Origin of the sequence: Streptomyces chartreusis NRRL 3882 (genome assembly GCF_900236475.1) — a bacterium.
GTDB lineage: Bacteria > Actinomycetota > Actinomycetes > Streptomycetales > Streptomycetaceae > Streptomyces > Streptomyces chartreusis_D.
This window is the reverse complement of sequence record NZ_LT963352.1, coordinates 3,337,910-3,357,046: the sequence shown is the minus strand read 5'-3', so window position 1 is coordinate 3,357,046 and position 19,137 is coordinate 3,337,910. Positions and strand designations below refer to the sequence as shown.

The 19,137-nt window shown below is 70.5% G+C and carries 18 protein-coding genes; 8 read left to right on the top strand and 10 right to left on the bottom strand.

Translation table 11 applies throughout. The features are described 5' to 3' along the window. Positions 1–283: 283 nt before the first annotated feature. The gene (locus tag SCNRRL3882_RS14865; RefSeq protein ID WP_010045642.1) at positions 284–3,538 is read left to right on the top strand and encodes a S8 family peptidase; all 3,255 of its coding nucleotides are present in this window, start codon (positions 284–286) and stop codon (positions 3,536–3,538) included. A gap of 87 nt (positions 3,539–3,625) precedes the next feature. Here SCNRRL3882_RS14865 and SCNRRL3882_RS14860 read toward each other — a convergent pair whose 3' ends face one another. Further along, on the bottom strand, positions 3,626–4,546 hold the full coding sequence (locus SCNRRL3882_RS14860) for a helix-turn-helix transcriptional regulator (protein ID WP_010045643.1): 921 nt from the start codon (positions 4,544–4,546) through the stop codon (positions 3,626–3,628). A gap of 180 nt (positions 4,547–4,726) precedes the next feature. Here SCNRRL3882_RS14860 and SCNRRL3882_RS14855 point away from each other — a divergent pair, with 180 nt between their 5' ends. The 3 genes from SCNRRL3882_RS14855 to SCNRRL3882_RS14845 all read left to right on the top strand — a co-directional run bounded on the left by SCNRRL3882_RS14855 (position 4,727) and on the right by SCNRRL3882_RS14845 (position 7,166). Continuing rightward, a complete protein-coding gene (locus SCNRRL3882_RS14855) occupies positions 4,727–5,836 on the top strand; it encodes an NAD(P)-dependent alcohol dehydrogenase (protein ID WP_010045645.1) in 1,110 nt (369 codons plus the stop codon). 73 nt (positions 5,837–5,909) lie between these two features. Beyond that, on the top strand, positions 5,910–6,293 hold the full coding sequence (locus SCNRRL3882_RS14850) for a VOC family protein (protein ID WP_010045648.1): 384 nt from the start codon (positions 5,910–5,912) through the stop codon (positions 6,291–6,293). A 111-nt stretch (positions 6,294–6,404) separates the two neighbouring features. After that, complete coding sequence (locus tag SCNRRL3882_RS14845; RefSeq protein WP_010045650.1) at positions 6,405–7,166, top strand: SDR family oxidoreductase; 762 nt, start codon at positions 6,405–6,407, stop codon at positions 7,164–7,166. A 36-nt stretch (positions 7,167–7,202) separates the two neighbouring features. On the opposite strand, the gene SCNRRL3882_RS14840 is transcribed toward SCNRRL3882_RS14845, so the two are convergent. The 5 genes from SCNRRL3882_RS14840 to SCNRRL3882_RS14820 all read right to left on the bottom strand — a co-directional run bounded on the left by SCNRRL3882_RS14840 (position 7,203) and on the right by SCNRRL3882_RS14820 (position 12,185). After that, positions 7,203–8,120: a DUF5829 family protein gene (locus tag SCNRRL3882_RS14840; RefSeq protein ID WP_010045652.1), complete on the bottom strand. Its 918-nt coding sequence runs from the start codon at positions 8,118–8,120 to the stop codon at positions 7,203–7,205. Positions 8,121–8,237: 117 nt separating this feature from the next. Then, positions 8,238–8,915: a DUF4389 domain-containing protein gene (locus SCNRRL3882_RS14835; RefSeq protein ID WP_010045656.1), complete on the bottom strand. Its 678-nt coding sequence runs from the start codon at positions 8,913–8,915 to the stop codon at positions 8,238–8,240. A gap of 103 nt (positions 8,916–9,018) precedes the next feature. After that, on the bottom strand, positions 9,019–10,143 hold the full coding sequence (locus SCNRRL3882_RS14830) for an AI-2E family transporter (protein WP_029181571.1): 1,125 nt from the start codon (positions 10,141–10,143) through the stop codon (positions 9,019–9,021). Between the two features lie 154 nt (positions 10,144–10,297). Next, a complete protein-coding gene (gene msrA / locus SCNRRL3882_RS14825; protein WP_010045662.1) occupies positions 10,298–10,966 on the bottom strand; it encodes a peptide-methionine (S)-S-oxide reductase MsrA in 669 nt (222 codons plus the stop codon). 97 nt (positions 10,967–11,063) lie between these two features. Next, positions 11,064–12,185: a hypothetical protein gene (locus SCNRRL3882_RS14820; RefSeq protein WP_010045665.1), complete on the bottom strand. Its 1,122-nt coding sequence runs from the start codon at positions 12,183–12,185 to the stop codon at positions 11,064–11,066. Positions 12,186–12,358: 173 nt separating this feature from the next. Between SCNRRL3882_RS14820 and SCNRRL3882_RS14815 the strand changes: the two genes are divergently transcribed. Beyond that, positions 12,359–13,513, top strand: coding sequence for a cystathionine gamma-synthase (locus SCNRRL3882_RS14815; RefSeq protein ID WP_010045668.1), 1,155 nt, complete (start codon positions 12,359–12,361; stop codon positions 13,511–13,513). A 17-nt stretch (positions 13,514–13,530) separates the two neighbouring features. Here SCNRRL3882_RS14815 and SCNRRL3882_RS14810 read toward each other — a convergent pair whose 3' ends face one another. The 3 genes from SCNRRL3882_RS14810 to SCNRRL3882_RS14800 form a co-directional block, all read right to left on the bottom strand. After that, the gene (locus SCNRRL3882_RS14810) at positions 13,531–13,782 is read right to left on the bottom strand and encodes a hypothetical protein (RefSeq protein ID WP_010045670.1); all 252 of its coding nucleotides are present in this window, start codon (positions 13,780–13,782) and stop codon (positions 13,531–13,533) included. A gap of 64 nt (positions 13,783–13,846) precedes the next feature. Continuing rightward, positions 13,847–14,350: a sigma factor-like helix-turn-helix DNA-binding protein gene (locus SCNRRL3882_RS14805; protein ID WP_010045672.1), complete on the bottom strand. Its 504-nt coding sequence runs from the start codon at positions 14,348–14,350 to the stop codon at positions 13,847–13,849. A 181-nt stretch (positions 14,351–14,531) separates the two neighbouring features. Then, positions 14,532–15,038, bottom strand: a complete 507-nt coding sequence (locus SCNRRL3882_RS14800) for a MarR family winged helix-turn-helix transcriptional regulator (protein WP_029181572.1) — start codon at positions 15,036–15,038, stop codon at positions 14,532–14,534. Positions 15,039–15,201: 163 nt separating this feature from the next. Between SCNRRL3882_RS14800 and ilvA the strand changes: the two genes are divergently transcribed. The 3 genes from ilvA (at position 15,202) to SCNRRL3882_RS14785 (ending at position 18,412) form a co-directional block, all read left to right on the top strand. Next, positions 15,202–16,431: a threonine ammonia-lyase gene (gene ilvA, locus SCNRRL3882_RS14795; protein ID WP_010045676.1), complete on the top strand. Its 1,230-nt coding sequence runs from the start codon at positions 15,202–15,204 to the stop codon at positions 16,429–16,431. Positions 16,432–16,580: 149 nt separating this feature from the next. After that, positions 16,581–17,558 carry a daunorubicin resistance protein DrrA family ABC transporter ATP-binding protein gene (locus SCNRRL3882_RS14790; protein ID WP_010045678.1) on the top strand — a complete coding sequence of 326 codons (978 nt, stop codon included), beginning with the start codon at positions 16,581–16,583 and terminating at the stop codon, positions 17,556–17,558. Next, positions 17,555–18,412 (top strand): ABC transporter permease, encoded by an 858-nt coding sequence (locus tag SCNRRL3882_RS14785; protein ID WP_010045680.1) that lies wholly within the window; start codon positions 17,555–17,557, stop codon positions 18,410–18,412. Before SCNRRL3882_RS14790 ends, SCNRRL3882_RS14785 begins: the two co-directional genes overlap by 4 nt. A gap of 58 nt (positions 18,413–18,470) precedes the next feature. On the opposite strand, the gene greA is transcribed toward SCNRRL3882_RS14785, so the two are convergent. Then, the gene (greA, locus tag SCNRRL3882_RS14780) at positions 18,471–18,968 is read right to left on the bottom strand and encodes a transcription elongation factor GreA (protein WP_010045682.1); all 498 of its coding nucleotides are present in this window, start codon (positions 18,966–18,968) and stop codon (positions 18,471–18,473) included. Positions 18,969–19,137 lie beyond the last annotated feature (169 nt).

Below are 19,137 nucleotides of genomic sequence, written 5' to 3'. Positions count from 1 at the left end.
GAACACGCGTGCGCAACCGTCCACCCCTGTAACGGAGTTCCGGCAGCCGTGTAACAGCCTGCCGACGGATTTCTTACCTCGCTCTCATCTATTGAGCACCTGATCACCCGTCGGCATACTGCCTATTCCGGGGGGTGTACGCCCATGTGTACGAGACCACCCCCGGCCGGGTGAACGGGGAATTCGCCCGGTACTTCTGCAAGGGGGAAACTTGCGCAGACAAGTGAAAAGAGCGTGCGCGGCCACGGTCGCCACAGCTGCAGCCGTGGCCCTGGCGGCGGGTATGACCAGCCCGGCGTCGGCGAACGGCGAGCAGACGACCGCAGCCGCGAAGCAGGCGTCGGTCACCGCCAAGCACCGCATCACACTGATCACCGGTGACCGGGTCGTCCTGGACGCCAAGGGCCGTGTCATCGGCCTCGAGCGGGCCAAGGGACGCGAGGACATACCCGTCCAGGTCCGCAAGCTCGACGGCCACACGCTCGTGATCCCGGCCGACGCGGCCCGCCTGGTCGCCACCGGCAAGCTCGACCAGCGGCTCTTCGACGTCACCGAGCTCAACAAGTCCGCGACCCGCAAGGCCCAGAAGAAGGGCCTGAAGGTCATCGTCGGCTACCAGGGCAGCGCCGCGGCCACCAAGGCCGACGTCCGCGACGCCGGTCGGCTCAGCCACTCTCTGAAGATTGTGAACGCCGACGCGGTGCAGACGCCGCAGGAGGACGCGCCCGAGCTGTGGGACGCCGTCACCAACGGCGACAAGACGGCCTCCGGCATCGCGCACGTCTGGCTCGACGGCGTCCGCAAGGCCAGCCTCGACAAGTCCGTCCCGCAGATCGGCGCCCCCAAGGCATGGGCGGCCGGCTACGACGGCAAGGGCGTGAAGATCGCCGTCCTGGACACCGGTGTCGACGCCACCCACCCCGACCTCAAGGGCCAGGTGATCGGCGCCAAGAACTTCACCACCTCGCCCGACACCTCCGACAAGGTCGGCCACGGCACGCACGTCGCCTCCATCGCGGCCGGTACCGGCGCGAAGTCCGGCGGCAAGTACAAGGGTGTCGCGCCCGGCGCGAAGATCCTCAACGGCAAGGTGCTCGACGACGGCGGATTCGGCAGCGACTCCGAGGTGCTCGCCGGCATCGAGTGGGCCGCCGCGGAGGGCGTCGACGTCGTCAACATGAGCCTGGGCGGCGGCGACACGCCCGCGATCGACCCGCTGGAAGCGGCGGTGAACAAGCTGTCCGAGGAGAAGGGCATCCTGTTCGCCATCGCGGCCGGCAACGAGGGCGACTTCGGCGAGCAGACCATCGGCTCCCCGGGCAGCGCCGCCGCGGCCCTGACCGTCGGCGCGGTCGACGACAAGGACGTGCTGGCCGACTTCTCCAGCCGCGGCCCCGGCCTGGACGGCGCCCTCAAGCCCGATGTGACCGCGCCCGGCGTGGACATCACCGCGGCCTCCGCCCCCGGCAACCAGATAGCCGCCGAGGTCGGCGAGAAGCCGGCCGGCTACATGACGATCTCCGGTACGTCGATGGCGACCCCGCACGTCGCGGGCGCCGCGGCGCTGCTGAAGCAGCAGCACCCGGACTGGAAGTACCCCGAGCTGAAGGGCGCCCTCACCGGCTCCACCAAGGGCGGCAAGTACACGCCGTTCCAGCAGGGTTCGGGCCGTATCCAGGTCGACAAGGCCATCACGCAGTCCGTGATCGCCGACCCGGCGTCGGTGAGCTTCGGCGTCCAGCAGTGGCCGCACACCGACGACAAGCCGGTCACCAAGGAACTGACGTACCGCAACCTCGGTACGAAGGACGTCACGCTGAAGCTGACGTCGACCGCCACCAACCCGAAGGGCCAGGCCGCCCCGGCCGGCTTCTTCAAGCTCGGCGCCACCTCGGTGACCGTCCCGGCCGGCGGCAAGGCCTCCGTCCCGTTCACCGTGAACACCAAGCTGGGCGGCACGCTCGACGGCGCCTACTCGTCCTACGTGACGGCGACGGGCGGCGGCCAGACCGTCCGCACGGCCGCAGCGGTGCAGCGCGAGGTCGAGTCGTACGACGTCACGCTGAAGTTCCTCGACCGTGACGGCAAGCCCGCCAAGAACTACAGCGCCGACCTGGCCGCGGTCTCGGGCGTGGGCAAGGGCAAGTTCTACTCGCCGTACGACGCGGACGGCACCGTCACCACCCGGGTGCCCAAGGGCGGTTACGTCCTCAACACCAACGTCTACGTGGGTGACGACCCGGAGAAGTTCCAGGGCGCCGACTGGCTCGCCCAGCCCAAGCTGAACGTCACCAAGAACACGACGATCACGCTGGACGCCCGCAAGGCCAAGCCGGTGGACATCACCGTGCCGGACAAGGCCGCCAAGTCGGAGTTCGCCACCGCCGACTACACGGTGGAGACCAAGGACTCCAGCTACGGCTTCGGCTGGCTCCTCGACTCGTACGCCGACATCCGCACCGCGCACGTCGGCCCGCAGATCACCGACGGTTCGGTGACCCAGCAGTGGGACGGCCACTGGACCAAGGGTGACAAGGAGCAGTACAGCGTCACCGGCGGCGGTCCGGTCAAGCAGCTCGCCACCGGCTACACCAAGCACTACAAGGCGAGCGAGCTCGCCACGGTGAAGGCGGGTCTCGGTGCCGCGGCGAGCGGCAAGAAGGGCTCGATCAGCGCCGTCGGCTGGATGCCGTGGAGCAGCAGCGCCTCCTCGATCGGCATCGAGCAGTCCCTGCCCGGCACCCGGACGCTGCACCTGTCCACCGCGGGCGGCGTGCAGTGGCAGTTCGACTTCTCCCAGTACGGCGGTCGCGACGCGGACGGCTTCCCGGTCGACGAGGCCGGCTACACGCTGGGCACGCACAAGTTCGCCGCCGGCAAGACCTACTCGAAGACCGTCAACACGGCCGTCTTCGGACCGCGCCTCAGCGCCGACTTCGGCCTCTTCCGTGAGGGCAACCAGCTCTACGGCTCGCTGCCGCTGTTCGCGGACGGCAAGGGCAACGCGGGCTATTCGAACTTCTCCTCGGTCGACACGACGCTCTACCGCAACGGCAAGAAGGTCGGCAGCAACGACGACCCGCTGTTCGGCGAGAAGCAGTTCAAGGTCCCGGCCGGTGACGCCGAGTACAAGCTGACGACGTCGGTCAAGCGCAGCGTCAAGGTCGCGGCGGCCTCCACCCGCATCGACGCGAGCTGGACGTTCCGCTCCAAGAAGAGCTCCGGCATCAAGCAGTTGCCCGCCTCCACGGTCCGCTTCAACGCGGCCACCGGCCTGGACAGCAAGGTCCCGGCCGGCAAGACGGTCACCATCCCGGTCACCGTCGAGGGCGCGGCCAAGGGCAGCAACCTGAAGTCGCTGTCGGTGTACGTGTCGTACGACTACGGCAAGACCTGGAAGAAGCTCGACGTCAAGAAGGGCAAGGTCAGCTTCAAGAACCCGGCGAAGGGGAAGGCCATCTCCTTCCACGCCAAGATCGCCGACAAGAAGGGCAACAAGTCGACGGTCTCGATCTACAACGCGTACTACGGCAAGTGAGCCGCCGGGCTCACCCGCGGGGTGAGCCGTAGGGCTCGTCAGTGAGCGGCCCGTCGGAAGCCTCGGCTTCCGGCGGGCCGTTCCTGTTCACTGCGCCGGTGTGCCGGTCGCCGCCCGGGTCGCGTCCGCGCCCCAGCTCGCCAGCAGCCGCAGCGCCTCCGCCGACGGGGAACCCGGTTCCGCGTGGTACGTGATGAGGGCCTGCTCGGCCTCGTCGACGAGGCGGAACGTCTCGAAGGACAGGGTCAGGTCGCCGACCAGCGGGTGCCGCATCCGCTTGACGCCGTAGCTCTTCTCCTTGACGTCGTGCGCGGCCCACAGCCGGCGGAACTCCTCGCTCTTCACGGAGAGCTCGCCCACCAGGGCGGACAGCCGCGGGTCGTCCGGATGGCAGCCCGCGTCCATGCGCAGAAAGCCGACGATGTCGGCCGCCTTCTGGTCCCACTCGACGAACAGCTCGCGGTAGTCGGGCCTGAGGAACACCAGCCGCGCCCAGTTCCGCTCCGGCGCCGGCAGCTCCGCCCAGTCGCCGAAGAGGGCCGCGGCCATCCGGTTCCAGGCCAGGATGTCCGAGCGGCGCCCGACGATGTACGCCGGGACGGTGTCGATCGAGTCCAGCAGATGCCGCAACGCCGGCCGCACCTGCTGGGCCCGCGCCGCCTGCTTCTTCTTGTGCTGCTTCGGCTTCGCCAGGTGCATCAGGTGGGCGTGCTCGGCGCCGGTCAGCCGCAGGGCGCGCGCGATCGCGTCCAGCACCTCCGCGGAGACGTTGCGCCCGTTGCCCTGCTCCAGCCGTGTGTAGTACGCCACGGACACACCGGCCAGCTGGGCCAGCTCCTCACGGCGCAGCCCCGGGACCCGCCGCCGTCCGAAGTCGGGCAGCCCCACGTCCTCCGGCTTCAGCCGGGCGCGCCGGGTGCGCAGGAACTCGCTGAGCTCGGCACGCCGGTCCAGGCCCCCGCCGGTCTCCGGTGCGGGCTCCTGTACGGGTTCGGGCTGTTCGTCCATGGCCTCCAGTATTCACGGTCGTACGCACACGAGCCTGACCCCGCCAGTGGTACGCACGCTGTGCATACGCAAAACCGTGGCCTGGGTAGACGCTCGCGGACCCGGCACGCTGGTGATCGTGCCCGGTCAGAACATCCAGAAGGCAGCCGGGCACGGAACCCTGCTAGGAGAACCCCCGGCATGACCACTGTTGCTGCATACGCCGCCCCCGCGCCCAAGGCTCCGCTGGAGCGCACCACCATCGATCGCCGCGAGGTCGGCGAGTTCGACGTCCTGATCGACATCAAGTTCGCCGGTATCTGCCACTCGGACATCCACCAGGCCCGGGAGGGCTGGGGCGAGGGGATCTTCCCGATGGTCCCCGGCCACGAGATCGCCGGTGTCGTCTCCGAGGTCGGTCCGGGCGTCACGAAGTTCGCCGTCGGCGACCGTGTGGGCGTCGGCTGCATGGTCGACTCCTGCCGCGAGTGCGAGAACTGCAAGGCCGGACGTGAGCAGTACTGCGTGAAGGGCAACGTCCCCACGTACAACGGCATAGGCAAGGACGGCGAGCCCACCTACGGCGGCTACTCGCAGAAGGTCGTCGTCGACGAGAACTTCGTCGTCCGCATCCCCGACGGCCTCTCCCTCGATGTCGCCGCGCCGCTGCTGTGCGCCGGCATCACCCTCTACTCCCCGCTCAAGCGCTTCGGCGCCGGCCCCGGCAAGAAGGTCGCGATCGTCGGTCTGGGCGGCCTCGGCCACATGGGCGTGAAGATCGCGGACGCGCTGGGCGCCGAGGTGACCGTGCTGTCGCAGTCCCTGCGCAAGCAGGAGGACGGCCTGAAGCTGGGCGCGGACCACTACTACGCCACCAGCGACCCGAAGACCTTCGAGGAGCTGGCCGGCACCTTCGACCTGATCGTCTCCACGGTCTCGGCGCCGCTGGACTTCAACGCCTACCTCTCGCTGCTGAAGACCGAGGGCACGCTGGCCAACGTGGGCGCCCCCGAGGAGCCCATCGCCCTCAACCTCTTCTCGGTGATCGGCGGCGGCAAGACCCTCGCCGGTTCCATGATCGGCGGCATCGCGGAGACCCAGGAGATGCTGGACTTCTGCGCCGAGCACGGCCTCGGTGCCGAGATCGAGCTGATCCGCGGTGACCAGATCAACGAGGCGTACGAGCGCGTGGTCGCCAGCGACGTGCGCTACCGGTTCGTGATCGACACGGCGACCATCTGCGACCGGTCGGTTTTCGCATCTGCCCTGAGGGCCCCGGCAGCTCGCCCGGGGCCCTCAGGGCGTTCGTGATGCGCGAGGAGGTGCCTGCGGGGGTACACGAGTGCACCAAGGGGTTCGCCAGGTACGTCAGGGGAGGCCCACCATGACCGTGCAGCTGAACCACACCATCGTCGCCGCCCACGACAAGCGCGTCTCGGCCCGGTTCCTCGCCGACATCCTGGGACTGGACGTGAGCCCGCCCTACGGTCCGTTCCTCCCCGTCGAGATCCCCAACGGCGTGACGCTCGACTACATGGACAGCCCCGGCGCCATCACACCGCAGCACTACGCCTTCCTCGTCTCGGAGGACGAGTTCGACCAGATCTTCACCCGGATCCAGGAGGCCGGTCTGACGTACTGGGCGGACCCGTTCCACAGCCGTCCCGGCGAGATCAACCACCACGACGGCGGCCGCGGCGCGTACTTCGACGACCCCGACGGCCACCGCCTGGAGATCATCACGCGGCCGTACGGCAGCGGCGGCTGAGCCGTCGGCGAGCCGGCGGCCGAGTGTTCGCACCCCGCTCGTCACATCTTCGCGCCGCCCTTCGTCATACCGGCGAAGGCGAATCAGAAGGCGAAGAGCTGGGGAGCAGCCATGACCTCACCGATCCTGGTCACCGGCGGCACGGGCACGCTGGGCCGCCACGTCGTCCCGCTGTTGCGCGCGTCCGGCCACGACGTGCGGATCCTCACCCGGCACCCCCGCCCCGCCACGGACGGTGTCGAGTACGTCACCGGTGACCTGCTGAAGGGCGAGGGCGTCGAGACTGCCGTCGACGGTGTGGAGACCGTGCTGCATCTGGCGGGCGGACCGAAGGGCGACGACGAGGCGACCCGCACCCTGGTGCGTGCCGCGTCGCCGGCCGGCGTACGGCACCTGGTGCACATCTCGGTCGTCGGCGCGGACCGGGTCCCGCTGGCCTGGATGCGCACGAAACTGGAGTCGGAACGGGCCGTCGCCGGCTCGGGCATCCCGTGGACGATCCTGCGCGCGGCCCAGTTCCACGACCTGGCACTGACCGTGGTCGAGAAGATGACGAAGCTGCCGGTCTTCCCGGTGCCCGGTGGCCTCCGGCTCCAGCCGGTGGACTCGCGGGAGGTCGCCGCCCGCCTCGCGGACCTGACCCTCGGCGCCCCGGCCGGCCTGGTCCCGGACCTGACCGGCCCGCGCGTCCACGATCTCGCCGCCCTGGCCCGTCCCTACCTCCGCCACAGCGGCCGGCGCCGACCGATGCTGCCGGTGCGCATCCCCGGGAAGGCGGGGCGGGCGTACCGGGCGGGCGCGAACCTGACACTGGAGGGGGCGGAGGCAGGGAAGCGGACCTGGGAGGAGTTCCTCGCGGAGAAGCTGGGCTGATCCTTCCGGCCGGGCCGAACCCTTGCCGGCCGGGTGCTACCGGGCCGTCGGCCGGTCCTGCTCGCCGAAGGTCCACACGGCGCGGGACCCCGGGCCGACGACCAGGGCGGAGTGACCGATCCGCTCCTCGTGCCGGTACGACACCGGCCTGTTCAGCGACATCTCGACCTGCCGCAGTCCCACCCGGTCGAGCGGCACGGCGTCGAACCGCACCGTGGTGCCGCCGCCCTTCGCGACGGCGCCCCCACCTGGCAGGGACCGGACGGCGAACCCGCCGGCCTTCAGCAGCGGCAGCGTGCCGGCGAGGTCCCGGGCGGTCACCGCGAGCCGGATGCCGGTCACGTCCCGCATCAGGTGATCGCGGTAGGCGTCGGGCAGATAGCGCTCCCGGCCCACGTCACCGGGGTGTGCGGCGGGCTCGGTGTTGCTGCGCGGGTCGGCGAAGTACTCCGGCCGGTACTCCATGCCCCAGGCGCCGAAGAGGTCGTACTCCTCGGTGGTGAGGACCGCGTCGAACCAGGGCACCGGGACGCCGTCGCCGAAGTCGCGGGTCTGCTGGAACTCGACGGGGTCGCTGATCCCCAGCTCGCGCAGCCGCGCGATCACCGTCGCCAGGTCGCCTTCCCGCTCGGCCGAGACGCCCAGGCCGGTGGCGCCGAGGGTGCCGTCCTTGCCGGGGACGTCGCCGATCCCGAACAGCTCGATGTAGGTCTCGCGGCCCATCAGGTATCGGCCGGTCCAGGTCTGCCCGCCGGAACCGGTCGTGGTGCGGACCTGGAAGTCGGCGAAGTCCCTGAGATAGTCGGAGTGCTCGATGGCGTCGGCGGTCTCCCGGTCGAGGACGCCGTAGGCGTGGTTGTAGAACAGGAGCTGCCGTCCGCCGTCCTCGGCCTGCGCGGAGCTCACCCCGCCCTGGACCGCCCCCGCGAGGGCCAGGGCGACGACCATGATCATCTGTAATGCTCGTCTGACCGTCATGCGGAGGAGCGTAGAGCGGGAACAATCGCTTCCGCTGGGGATTGCGGCGTCTGTCGGAGGGCCCTGTGACACGGGAGCTGTGACGGCCCTTTGTCAGGGGCCCTTGCTCAGGGGCCCTCGGTCGGGGGACTCCTGGCCGCCCGGGTCGAGGCGGAAGGGCGGGTACTGGTCGGTCATCAGGGCGGCGTACGCGGTCACCCGCGCGCACCAGCGGGCGAGGCCGAGCAGGAAGTCGAAGAGGTGCCGCGGATAGCGGGCGGTGAACAGCAGGACGACCACCGCGACCAGCGAGAGGAAGGGCATCAGCCCGGTTCCCCGCCAGCCGTCCCCGTCCCAGCCCCAGCCGCCGCCCACGAACATCGCGACGACGATGTAGTGCGGGATCGCCAGCAGCCACCACTTGACGAGGACCAGGCCGCGCGAGAGCCGTTCGGGGTAGGCGACGTCGAAGTGGGCCGGATAGCCGGGCACGTCGGCGAGGGTGAACGGCGGGTACCGGTCGGTGCCGAGCGCGGTGTGGGCGTAGTAGGTCACCCGCCAGTTCCACCGCAGTACGCCGACGTTGAAGTCGAAGAGGGACCGGGGGTACCGGGCGGTGAACAGGATGGCGAAGAACGCCACGACGCTCACGAGGACGAACGCGATCCACAGGAAGAACAGCACGATGTAGTGCGGGATCGCGAGCAACCACTTCAGCAGCCACAGCCATCGGGACAACCGGGCGTCGACGGACGCCTCCAGCCGCACGGGCGACGCGGTGACAGGAACCATGGGGCGGCACTCCCTTCGCCTGCAGGCTCGCAAGCGAGAGGGAGCCCCGCGACCTGGGCGGGTCCGTTCGCGCGCCCGTGGCGGGCTCGTGCGTCCGGGACTGTCACGACGGGAGTGGGGCGGCGCTGTCCGGCTCGTCGGTGCCGTCCGGTTCATCGGTACCGTCCGGTTCCTGCGGCGGATCGCCGAGTTGCTCGCGCACGTAGTTCCAGACCACCGCGATCAGCGCGGCGACGGGGACGGCGAGCAGACTGCCCACGATGCCGGCCAGACTGCCGCCCAGCGTCACCGCCAGCAGCACCACCCCCGCGTGCAGACCCAGCCCCCGGCTCTGGATCATGGGCTGGAACACATTGCCCTCCAACTGCTGCACCACGACGATGATGGCCAGCACGATCAGCGCGTCCGTCAGGCCGTTGGAGACGAGCGCGATGAGGACGGCGACGAAACCGGCGAACAGGGCGCCGATGATCGGCACGAACGCGGACACGAAGGTCAGCACCGCCAGCGGGAGCACCAGCGGTACGCCCAGGATCCACAGGCCCAGCCCGATCAGTACGGCGTCGAGCAGGCCGACGGCCGCCTGGGAACGCACGAAGGCGCCCAGCGTGTTCCAGCCGCGCTCGAAGACGGTCGGGACGTCGGCGGCGAGCCGGCCGGGCAGCTGACGCGAGAGCCACGGCAGGAACCGCGGTCCGTCCTTGAGGAAGAAGAACATCAGGAAGAGGGCGAGAACGGCGGTGACCAAGCCGTTCACCACGGTGCTCACTCCCGTGACGACAGCGCCGACCATGCTGCCGAGGCCCTCCTGTGCCCGCGCGACGGCGGTGTCGAAGGCCTTGTTGATCTGGGCGTCACCGATGTTCAACGGCGGCCCGGCGGCCCACTCGCGCATCTTCTGGATGCCCTCGACGACGCCGTCGGTCAGCTGACCGGACTGGGATGCCACCGGCACGGCGATCAGCGCCACGACACCCGCGGCGACCAGCAGGAACAGCACGGTCACGACCGACGCGGCGAGCGCGGGCGGCCACCCGCGCCGCCGGAGGAAGCGGGCCGCGGGCCAGGTCAGCGTGGTCAGCAGCAGCCCGACGACGAGCGGCCAGACCACCGACCACATCCGCCCCAGCAACCACAGAGTCACCGCCAGCATCGCAAGCACCAACAGCAACTCTGCGGAGACGCGGGCGGATATCCGGAGCGCGTCACGGGTCTTCGTGGAACTCAAAGGCGCAGTCACGGGGGCACCTTATTGCCACGAAGTCCCAGTGGTACGGCCGATCACTCCGATACGGTAGCGGCGCGGTGCGAACCGTGGACGCGGCAGTGACGATGTGGCGGCGCCACCTCGGCTCGCCGCGGCGTCGGGGTGACGCCCGTCGTCACCCCTCTGCCTTGGCCACGCCGATCGGGCAGGACACGCCCGTACCGCCGATGCCGCAGTAACCCGCCGGGTTCTTGTCCAGGTACTGCTGGTGGTAGGCCTCCGCCGGGTAGAACGGGCGGCCCTCCGCCGGGACGATCTCCGTGGTGATCTCGCCGTGGCCGGAAGCGGTGAGGACCCTCTGGTAGGAGTCGCGCGAGGACTTGGCGGTGGCCGCCTGCTCGGGCGTGTGGGTGTAGATCGCCGAGCGGTACTGGGTGCCCACGTCGTTGCCCTGGCGGAAGCCCTGCGTGGGGTCGTGGGACTCCCAGAACGTCTTCAGCAGGCGCTCGTACGAGATCAGCTTCGGGTCGTAGACCACGCGGACGACCTCAGTGTGGCCGGTCAGGCCCGAGCAGACCTCCTCGTAGGTGGGGTTCTCGGTGTAGCCGCCCTGGTAGCCGACGAGGGTCGTCCACACCCCTGCCGGGAGCTGCCAGAACTTGCGCTCGGCGCCCCAGAAGCAGCCCAGGCCGAAGTCGGCGGTCTCCAGGCCCTCGGGGTAGGGGCCGAGCAGCGCGTTGCCGAGGACGGTGTGGCGGTCGGGGACCGTGAAGGCCGGCTCCGGGCGGCCGGGCAGCGCCTGCTCGGGGGTCGGCAGCTGGGGCGTACGGCTGTGCAGGAACATGCGGTCTCCAATCGGCGCGACACCCACGCGGGGCGACACCCTGTTCAACGTGCGGGGACCGGGGGGAATTCCGGCCGGGGCCCGCCCGGCCAGGGGCTCAGTGCGGGAGGCTCGCCGGGCTGCCGCCGTTCGCCTCGTAGCCTGCCACCGCCAGGGCCCGGTACACCGCGAACTCCGCCGCCGGGTCGGTGGACAGGGTCCAGGGCAGGGCGCCGACGTGGCCGTCGATGTGCACCAGCTGGTTCATGGCCTCCGCCCAGCGCTCGCTGCGGACCAGGAAGAAGACCAGCATGTGCCGCACGTGCGCCAGCATCGGGTCGTCGGGGCGGGCCGAGTGCACCGCGTGCAGCGCGCCGTGGACGGCCTTCGTGACGACCTCGGTCTGCCAGAAGCTGCTGACCAGGGTCACCTCGGGGAGGTGCTCGAACACGGCGAAGAGGGGCATCGCCGCCAGCAGGGAGCCCCTGGGCGCGCGGGCCGCCGCGGCCTCGGCGAACTCGTACGCCAGCTCACGCGAGCCGTGCCACTTCTCGCACCAGTAGTGCAGCGCGGCCAGGTGCGCTCCCATATGGGTCGGGGCGCGGTCCAGGATCTTCAGCCAGAGCTGCTCGAAGTCCTTCTGGGAGTAGCCCAGCCCGCGGGCCACCGACAGCTCCACGATGTACGGGATCGGGTCGCCGGGGGCCAGCAGCGCAGCCTCGCCGCACGCCGCCTTCGCCTCCTCCATGATGATCCGGAACTCGTCCGTCCCGGGCGTCGCCGTCCGCCACGCCTGCTGTACCAGGAACTCGGCGTGCACCGCGGCCCCGCCCGCGTCCTTGGGCGCCTCGGCCCGCCACACCCGCAGCCACTGCCCGCCCGGCGCCTCGCTCACCCCGCCGGGCCGCTGCTGCAGCTCCAGCGAGGCCGCACCCGCGAAGGCCTGCACCCGCTGCCAGCGGCGCTCGCCCTCCCTCTCCGTGCCGGCGAGGAGCTGCTGCGCCGCGCGGTAGTCCTGCGTGCGCTGCACCACGTCCAGGACGTCCAGCAGGTCCTGGTCGGGACCGGGCATGCGGATGTCCAGCTCCTCCTCGCGGACGAAGCCGTAGTTCGCCGGGTCCGCGGCGTCCGGGTGGTCGGGCGAGACCAGCCCGATCGCGGCCCCGCGCCTGCGCCGCAGGAAGGGGAGCAGCACGAAGCCCAGCATGACCAGAGCGATCAGGACCCAGAGAATCTCCATGCAACAAGCGAACCAGACCGCGCCGACAATTGGCCAACCTGGTCCGCGAACCTGTGGAAAACCCGGCCGAGCCGCACCCACCGCCCAGTGGAAACCCCGGCCCGGGGCCGTGTCGCCTCCTCCCCGGCGCTTCCCCCGGCACTCATCGCGTCGGCGCATTACCCTCGGTGCTCATGAGTGACAGGCATATCAGTCAGCACTTCGAGACGCTCGCGATCCATGCGGGCAACACCGCCGACCCCCTGACGGGCGCGGTCGTCCCGCCGATCTACCAGGTGTCCACCTACAAGCAGGACGGTGTCGGGGGCCTGCGCGGCGGCTACGAGTACAGCCGCAGCGCCAACCCGACCAGGACCGCGCTGGAGGAGAACCTCGCCGCCCTGGAGGGCGGCCGTCACGGTCTCGCGTTCGCGTCCGGGCTGGCGGCCGAGGACTGCCTGCTGCGTACGCTGCTCAGCCCCGGCGACCACGTGGTCATCCCCAACGACGCCTACGGCGGCACGTTCCGCCTCTTCGCCAAGGTCGTCGCCCGCTGGGGAGTGGAGTGGTCGGTCGCCGACACCAGCGACCCGGCCGCCGTACGGGCCGCGATCACCCCGAAGACCAAGGCCGTGTGGGTGGAGACGCCCTCCAACCCGCTCCTGCACATCACGGACATCGCCGCCGTCGCTCAGGTCGCCCGGGACGCGGGCGCCCGGCTCGTCGTCGACAACACCTTCGCCACGCCCTACCTCCAGCAGCCGCTCTCGCTGGGCGCGGACGTCGTCGTGCACTCGCTGACGAAGTACATGGGCGGCCACTCGGACGTCGTCGGCGGCGCCCTGATCACCAACGACCCGGGCCTGGGCGAGGAGCTGGCCTTCCACCAGAACGCGATGGGCGCGGTCGCCGGGCCCTTCGACTCCTGGCTGGTGCTGCGCGGCACCAAGACGCTCGCGGTGCGCATGGACCGGCACAGCGAGAACGCCGCGAAGATCGCCGACATGCTCACCCGGCACGCGCGCGTGACGGGCGTCCTGTACCCGGGCCTGCCGGAGCACCCCGGTCACGAGGTCGCCGCCAAGCAGATGAAGTCGTTCGGCGGCATGGTGTCCTTCCGCGTGGCGGGCGGCGAGGAGGCGGCCGTCGAGGTCTGCAACCGCGCCAAGGTGTTCACGCTGGGCGAGTCCCTGGGCGGCGTCGAGTCGTTGATCGAGCACCCCGGCCGGATGACGCACGCCTCCGCGGCCGGCTCGCTCCTGGAGGTGCCCGGAGACCTGGTGCGGCTGTCCGTCGGCATCGAGAACGCCGACGATCTGCTGGAGGACCTCCAGCAGGCGCTCGGCTAGGACGGGCCCCGGCGGGGTCACCAGCCGGTGAGGGGTGGAGTCGTGTCCGACGGCGGCTCCACCCACGGGCGGGCCGTCAGCGCCCACACGGTGAACGCCACGGCCGCCGCGAACATCAGCAGCCACAGCAGGCGCAGAGCGACCGTCCTGCGCCGCAGCATCCGACTGCCCCGGCGCACCGCCTCGGCGTGAATCTCGGGTGGCACGGGCCGCGACGACGCCTGCTCCAGCAGCCGCCGTACCGCAGCGTCTCGGTCGTTCCCGCTCATGCCCGCCTCCGTTCGCCGGGAGAGCACTCGCCGAGGCGGCTCTCGTCGAGAGGGCCGCGACAACTCATGACGGCACCGTCTTCGCGGCCGTCACCGCCGGGGCCGCGCCCCGCGAGCGGCGCAGCAGGGTCGTCGTGGCCCGGTGGCAGACGGCCCGTACGCGCTCCGTGGACAGGCCGAGCAGGGCGGCCGTCTGCTCCTCGGCGACGCCTTCGTAGAGCCTGAGCACCAGGATGAGCCGCTCCTGCGGGGTGAGCGGGGCCAGGGGACTCGCCGGGTGCGGCCGCGAGCGGCCGGGACCGCCGTAGTGGTGCCAGGCGCCGCGCGCGAAGCGGGTCGCCAGGTACTGCCGGGTTCGGTCGTACGGATCCTCGCCGCGCAGCCGGTCCCAGCACGCGTACGTGTGCGCCAGCGACAGGGTCAGCAGGCGCCGCGCGCGGGGGTTGTCGTCCGGGGCCTCCGCAGTGAGCAGGGTGGCGGCGTGCAGCAGCCGCCCGGCCGCGCCCGCGACGAACGCCTCGAACTCCCGGGCTCGACGGGTTGCCTGGGACGCATGCCGCTCTCGCATCGCGCCTCCCGCCTGACGGCGACCCTGAGGATGCGGGCCCGGCCGGGTACGGGCGCGACGGCCGCGTACGACGGGGACCCGGTCTCATATCAGGCCAGGGGTGGCCCCGAGGTCAAGAGCCGCGCACCGTACAGGCGTCCCCGGAGAGCAACGGGCCCGGAAGCCGCGTCGCACCACGGGGTCAGGACGGCGACTGCGCCTCCGGCCCCGGCACCCCCTGTACCGCCATCCGGGCGGACAGCGCGCTGTTGAAGCGCGTGAGGAGCGAGCAGAACGCCTCACGCTCCTCCGGCTTCCAGTCCTCGGTCAGCTCGGCCATCAACTGCCGCCGGGACGAGCGCACTTCCTCCAGCCGAGACTGCCCGCGCGGGGACAGCTGGAGCACCACAGCACGCCCGTCCTCGGGGTGCGAGGTGCGCTTGACCAGGCCGGTGTCGACGAGCGGAGCGACCTGCCGGGTGACCGTCGAGGAGTCGATCCCCATGCTCGCGGCGAGGGCCTTGACGCCCATCGGGCCTTCCTTGTCGAGACGGTTGAGCAGCAGGTACGCGGCGCGGTCCATGGAGTTGCGCACCTGCCCGACCCCGCCGAGCCGGGTCTGTTCGGCACGGCGTGCGAACACCGCCACCTCGTGCTGGAGGGTGTCGAGAAGACCGGTGTCACCGACGGTCGTCATGTCCATCGACATTTCAGGTGTTGTGGGCATGGCCGGGGGCTCACTTCGTGGAGGGCTGGCTGATTGGGGGACAGGGTACGCGGCCGGGGGGCGGGCCGTACCGGCGCTGCGCAAAGCGGGTCTCGGAGGTTGGTCACAACGGCCGTTCCCGCTCGTGAACTGCGATGCTGGAGTCATGAGCTACAGCACGGCTGACTCCTTGCGGCCCGTCACCCTCGACGACGTGCGCGGCGCCCAGAAGATGCTCTCGGGCGTGGCTCGGGTGACCGCGCTGGAGGGCAGCAGGCACCTGTCCCAGCTGGTCGGCGCGCCGGTGCATCTCAAGTGCGAGAACCTCCAGCGGACGGGTTCGTTCAAGCTGCGCGGCGCCTATGTGCGGATCGCCGGCCTGCTGCCCGAGGAACGCGCCGCCGGAGTCGTCGCCGCGAGCGCCGGCAACCACGCGCAGGGCGTGGCCCTGGCGTCCGCGCTGCTCGGCGTGCGCTCCACCGTGTTCATGCCGAAGGGCGCCCCGCTGCCCAAGGTCAGCGCCACCCGGGACTACGGGGCCGAGGTGCGGCTGCACGGCCAGGTGGTCGACGAGACGCTGGCCGCCGCGCAGGAGTACGCGGCCGAGACGGGCGCGGTGTTCATCCACCCCTTCGACCACCCCGACATCATCGCGGGCCAGGGCACGGTCGGCCTGGAGATCCTGGAGCAGTGCCCGGAGGCGCGCACGATCGTGGTCGGCATCGGCGGGGGCGGGCTGGCCGCCGGGATCGCGGTGTCGGTGAAGGCCCTGCGGCCGGATCTGCGGATCGTGGGCGTCCAGGCGGAGGGCGCGGCGGCCTATCCCCCCTCGCTGGCGGCGGGCCGGCCCGTCACGGTCGAGAATCCGGCGACGATGGCCGACGGCATCAAGGTCGGGCGGCCCGGCGACGTGCCGTTCGGGATCGTCGGCGAGCTGGTCGACGAGGTGCGCACGGTCAGCGAGGACGAGCTGTCCGCCGCGCTGCTGCTGTGCCTGGAGCGGGCCAAGCTGGTCGTGGAGCCGGCCGGGGCGAGCCCGGTCGCGGCGCTGCTGAGCCGGCCCGGCTCCTTCGAGGGGCCGGTGGTCGCGGTGCTGTCCGGCGGCAATGTCGACCCGGTGCTGATGCAGCGGGTGCTGCGGCACGGCATGGCCGCGCAGGGCCGCTACCTGGCCGTCCGGCTGCGGCTGACGGACCGGCCCGGAGCCTTGGCCACGCTTCTGGGCGTGTTGTCAGTGGTCGACGCTAACGTCCTTGATGTGAGCCACGTACGAACCGACCCACGGCTCGGGCTCACGGAGGCGGAGGTCGAGCTGCACCTGGAGACGAAGGGCCCGGCGCACTGCGCCGAGGTGGGCCAGGCGCTGCGCGAGGCGGGCTACACGGTCATGGGCTGACCGCCTGGCGAGCCGGGCTCAAGATCCTTTCGTCGCATGAAACGGAACATGGGAAACCTTGTTGAGAGACGCGATACATCGCGTTATGATGTGTTCGTGCGAAAACTGATCCACCCTGTCCGGCGATCCCCGAATACGTGGAGACTTTTATGCCAGGCGCCATCTATGCCGAGGGTCTGGTCAAGACCTTCGGCGACGTAAGGGCCTTGGACGGTGTCGACCTCGACGTGCCCGAGGGCACGGTCCTCGGCCTGCTCGGGCCGAACGGCGCGGGCAAGACGACCACCGTCCGCTGCCTGACCACCCTGCTGCGCCCCGACAGCGGACGGGCGGTCGTCGCAGGCCTCGACGTGCTCAAACAGCCCGACGCCGTCCGCCGCTCCATCGGCCTGTCCGGCCAGTTCGCAGCCGTCGACGAGTACCTGACCGGCCGCGAGAACCTGCAGATGGTCGGCCGGCTCTACCAGATGAAGGCGAAGGCGGCGAAGGAGCGCGCGGTCGAGCTGCTGGAGCAGTTCCACCTCGCGGACGCGGCCGACCGCCCCACCAAGACCTACTCCGGAGGCATGCGCCGCCGGCTCGACCTCGCGGCGGCCCTCGTCGTCTCGCCGCCCGTGATGTTCATGGACGAGCCGACGACCGGCCTCGACCCCCGCAACCGCCAGCAGTTGTGGGAGGTCATCAAGCAACTGGTCTCCGGCGGCACGACGCTGCTGCTGACCACGCAGTACCTGGAAGAGGCCGACCACCTGGCGCACGACATCGCGGTGGTCGACCACGGCAAGGTCATCGCCAAGGGCACCTCCGACCAGCTCAAGGCCCGCACCGGCGGAGAGCGCGTCGAGGTCGTGGTGCACGAGCGCGAGCACATCCGGTCCGCCGCCGAGGTGCTCGCCGGCTTCAGCAAGGGCGACACCACCGTCGAGGAGCACATGCGCAAGCTCACGGCGCCCGTGACCGGCGGTGCCAAGCTCCTCGCCGAGGTCATCCGGGAACTGGACGCCCGGGGCATCGAGATCGACGACATCGGCCTGCGCCGGCCGACCCTCGACGACGTCTTCCTGTCGCTGACGGGACACGTGGCAGAGGCGAAGAACGAGGAGAACGACGAGGAGGCCGTCAAGTGAGCGCCGTCACCGACACCGTGCGGGTCGCGCCGGCCGCGAACCCGGTCAGCCAGTCCATCCGGGACTCGATGGTCATCGCGAAACGCAACCTGATCCGCATGTCCCGGATCCCGGAGATGATCATCTACGGGCTGATCCAGCCGATCATGTTCGTGGTGCTGTTCACCTACGTCTTCGGCGGTTCCATGCAGATCGGCGGCAGCACCAGCGCCGTCGACTACAAGAACTTCCTGATGGCGGGCATCTTCGCGCAGACCGTCACGTTCGCCACCGCCAGCTCCGGCGCCGGCATCGCCGACGACATGCACAAGGGCCTCATCGACCGCTTCCGCTCCCTGCCCATGGCGCGTGGCGCGGTGCTCACCGGGCGCACCCTCGCCGACTCCGCGCAGACTGCCCTCACCCTGGTCGTCCTCGCGGTGGTGGCCCTCCTGGTCGGCTGGCGCGTCGGCTCGGACGGCGACACCAACGTCGGCAAGGTGCTCGGGGCCTTCGGCCTGCTGCTCCTGCTCGGCTACGCGTTCACCTGGATCGGCGCCCTGATCGGCATGTCCGTCCGGACCCCGGAGGCGGCCACGTCCAGCGGGCTGATCTGGCTCTTCCCGGTCACCTTCATCTCGAACGCGTTCGTGGACACCAGCCACATGACCCCGTGGCTGCGCCATATCGCCGAGTGGAACCCCTTCAGCGCCACGGTCCAGGCCTGCCGCGTGCTGTTCGCCAACCCGGGCCAGTCGCCGTCGGCGGCCTGGCCCATGCAGCACCCCGTCTGGGCCTCGCTGATCTACTCGATCCTGATCCTGGTCGTCTTCCGGACGCTGGCGGTGCGCAAGTACCGGTCCGCGACGGCATGACGATGCCCCCGGCGCCGCGAGGACGCCGGGGGCAGGTCAGGACATCGGCCGGGGTGGTTCAGCCCTCGTACGGCTCGGCCTTGAGGATCTTCACCGAGGCCTTCTTGCCGTTCGGGAGCTCGTACTCCGCGTCCTCGCCGACCTTGTGGCCGATCACGCCGGTGCCCAGCGGGGACTGCGGAGAGTACGTCTCGATGTCGGTGCTCGCGTACTCGCGCGAGGCGAGCAGGAACGTCAGAGTGTCGTCCTCGTCACCGTCGAAGGCGATCGTGACGACCATGCCGGGCGCCACGGCGCCGTCCGCCGCGGGCGCCTCGCCGACCTTGGCGCTCTCGAGGAGCTGGGTGAGCTGGCGCACACGGAGTTCCTGCTTGCCCTGCTCCTCCTTGGCTGCGTGGTACCCGCCGTTCTCACGCAGGTCGCCCTCCTCGCGCGCGGCGGCGATCTTCGCGGAGATCTCAGCCCGCGCGGGACCAGTAAGGTACTCAAGCTCAGCCTTGAGCTTGTTGTACGCCTCCTGGGTCAGCCAGGTGACGTTCTCGCTGGTCTGGGTCACAGGTGCTCCTCGTAGGTACTGGGAATACAAAGCATCGCCCTACCCAGAAGCATGTTCCTTCACGGATGGGCGAAACCACGAGCCTAACAATTCAGGGGCGGAAGGGGGAGGACATAAGCCACCAGATTCACGTCAACGCAGGTCAGGCGCTACGTATTGCAGGTGACCC

Bases quoted from the DNA above. Each gene is read 5' to 3' on its own strand.
- ilvA (WP_010045676.1), top strand. From the start codon at position 15,202: ATGAGCTACAGCACGGCTGACTCCTTGCGGCCCGTCACCCTCGACGAC.
- SCNRRL3882_RS14840 (WP_010045652.1), bottom strand. From the start codon at position 8,120: ATGATCATGGTCGTCGCCCTGGCCCTCGCGGGGGCGGTCCAGGGCGGG.
- SCNRRL3882_RS14835 (WP_010045656.1), bottom strand. From the start codon at position 8,915: ATGGTTCCTGTCACCGCGTCGCCCGTGCGGCTGGAGGCGTCCGTCGAC.
- SCNRRL3882_RS14800 (WP_029181572.1), bottom strand. From the start codon at position 15,038: ATGTCGATGGACATGACGACCGTCGGTGACACCGGTCTTCTCGACACC.
- SCNRRL3882_RS14855 (WP_010045645.1), top strand. From the start codon at position 4,727: ATGACCACTGTTGCTGCATACGCCGCCCCCGCGCCCAAGGCTCCGCTG.
- SCNRRL3882_RS14815 (WP_010045668.1), top strand. From the start codon at position 12,359: ATGAGTGACAGGCATATCAGTCAGCACTTCGAGACGCTCGCGATCCAT.
- SCNRRL3882_RS14790 (WP_010045678.1), top strand. From the start codon at position 16,581: ATGCCAGGCGCCATCTATGCCGAGGGTCTGGTCAAGACCTTCGGCGAC.
- SCNRRL3882_RS14820 (WP_010045665.1), bottom strand. From the start codon at position 12,185: ATGGAGATTCTCTGGGTCCTGATCGCTCTGGTCATGCTGGGCTTCGTG.
- msrA (WP_010045662.1), bottom strand. From the start codon at position 10,966: ATGTTCCTGCACAGCCGTACGCCCCAGCTGCCGACCCCCGAGCAGGCG.
- SCNRRL3882_RS14850 (WP_010045648.1), top strand. From the start codon at position 5,910: ATGACCGTGCAGCTGAACCACACCATCGTCGCCGCCCACGACAAGCGC.
- SCNRRL3882_RS14810 (WP_010045670.1), bottom strand. From the start codon at position 13,782: ATGAGCGGGAACGACCGAGACGCTGCGGTACGGCGGCTGCTGGAGCAG.
- SCNRRL3882_RS14860 (WP_010045643.1), bottom strand. From the start codon at position 4,546: ATGGACGAACAGCCCGAACCCGTACAGGAGCCCGCACCGGAGACCGGC.
- SCNRRL3882_RS14805 (WP_010045672.1), bottom strand. From the start codon at position 14,350: ATGCGAGAGCGGCATGCGTCCCAGGCAACCCGTCGAGCCCGGGAGTTC.
- SCNRRL3882_RS14845 (WP_010045650.1), top strand. From the start codon at position 6,405: ATGACCTCACCGATCCTGGTCACCGGCGGCACGGGCACGCTGGGCCGC.
- SCNRRL3882_RS14865 (WP_010045642.1), top strand. From the start codon at position 284: ATGACCAGCCCGGCGTCGGCGAACGGCGAGCAGACGACCGCAGCCGCG.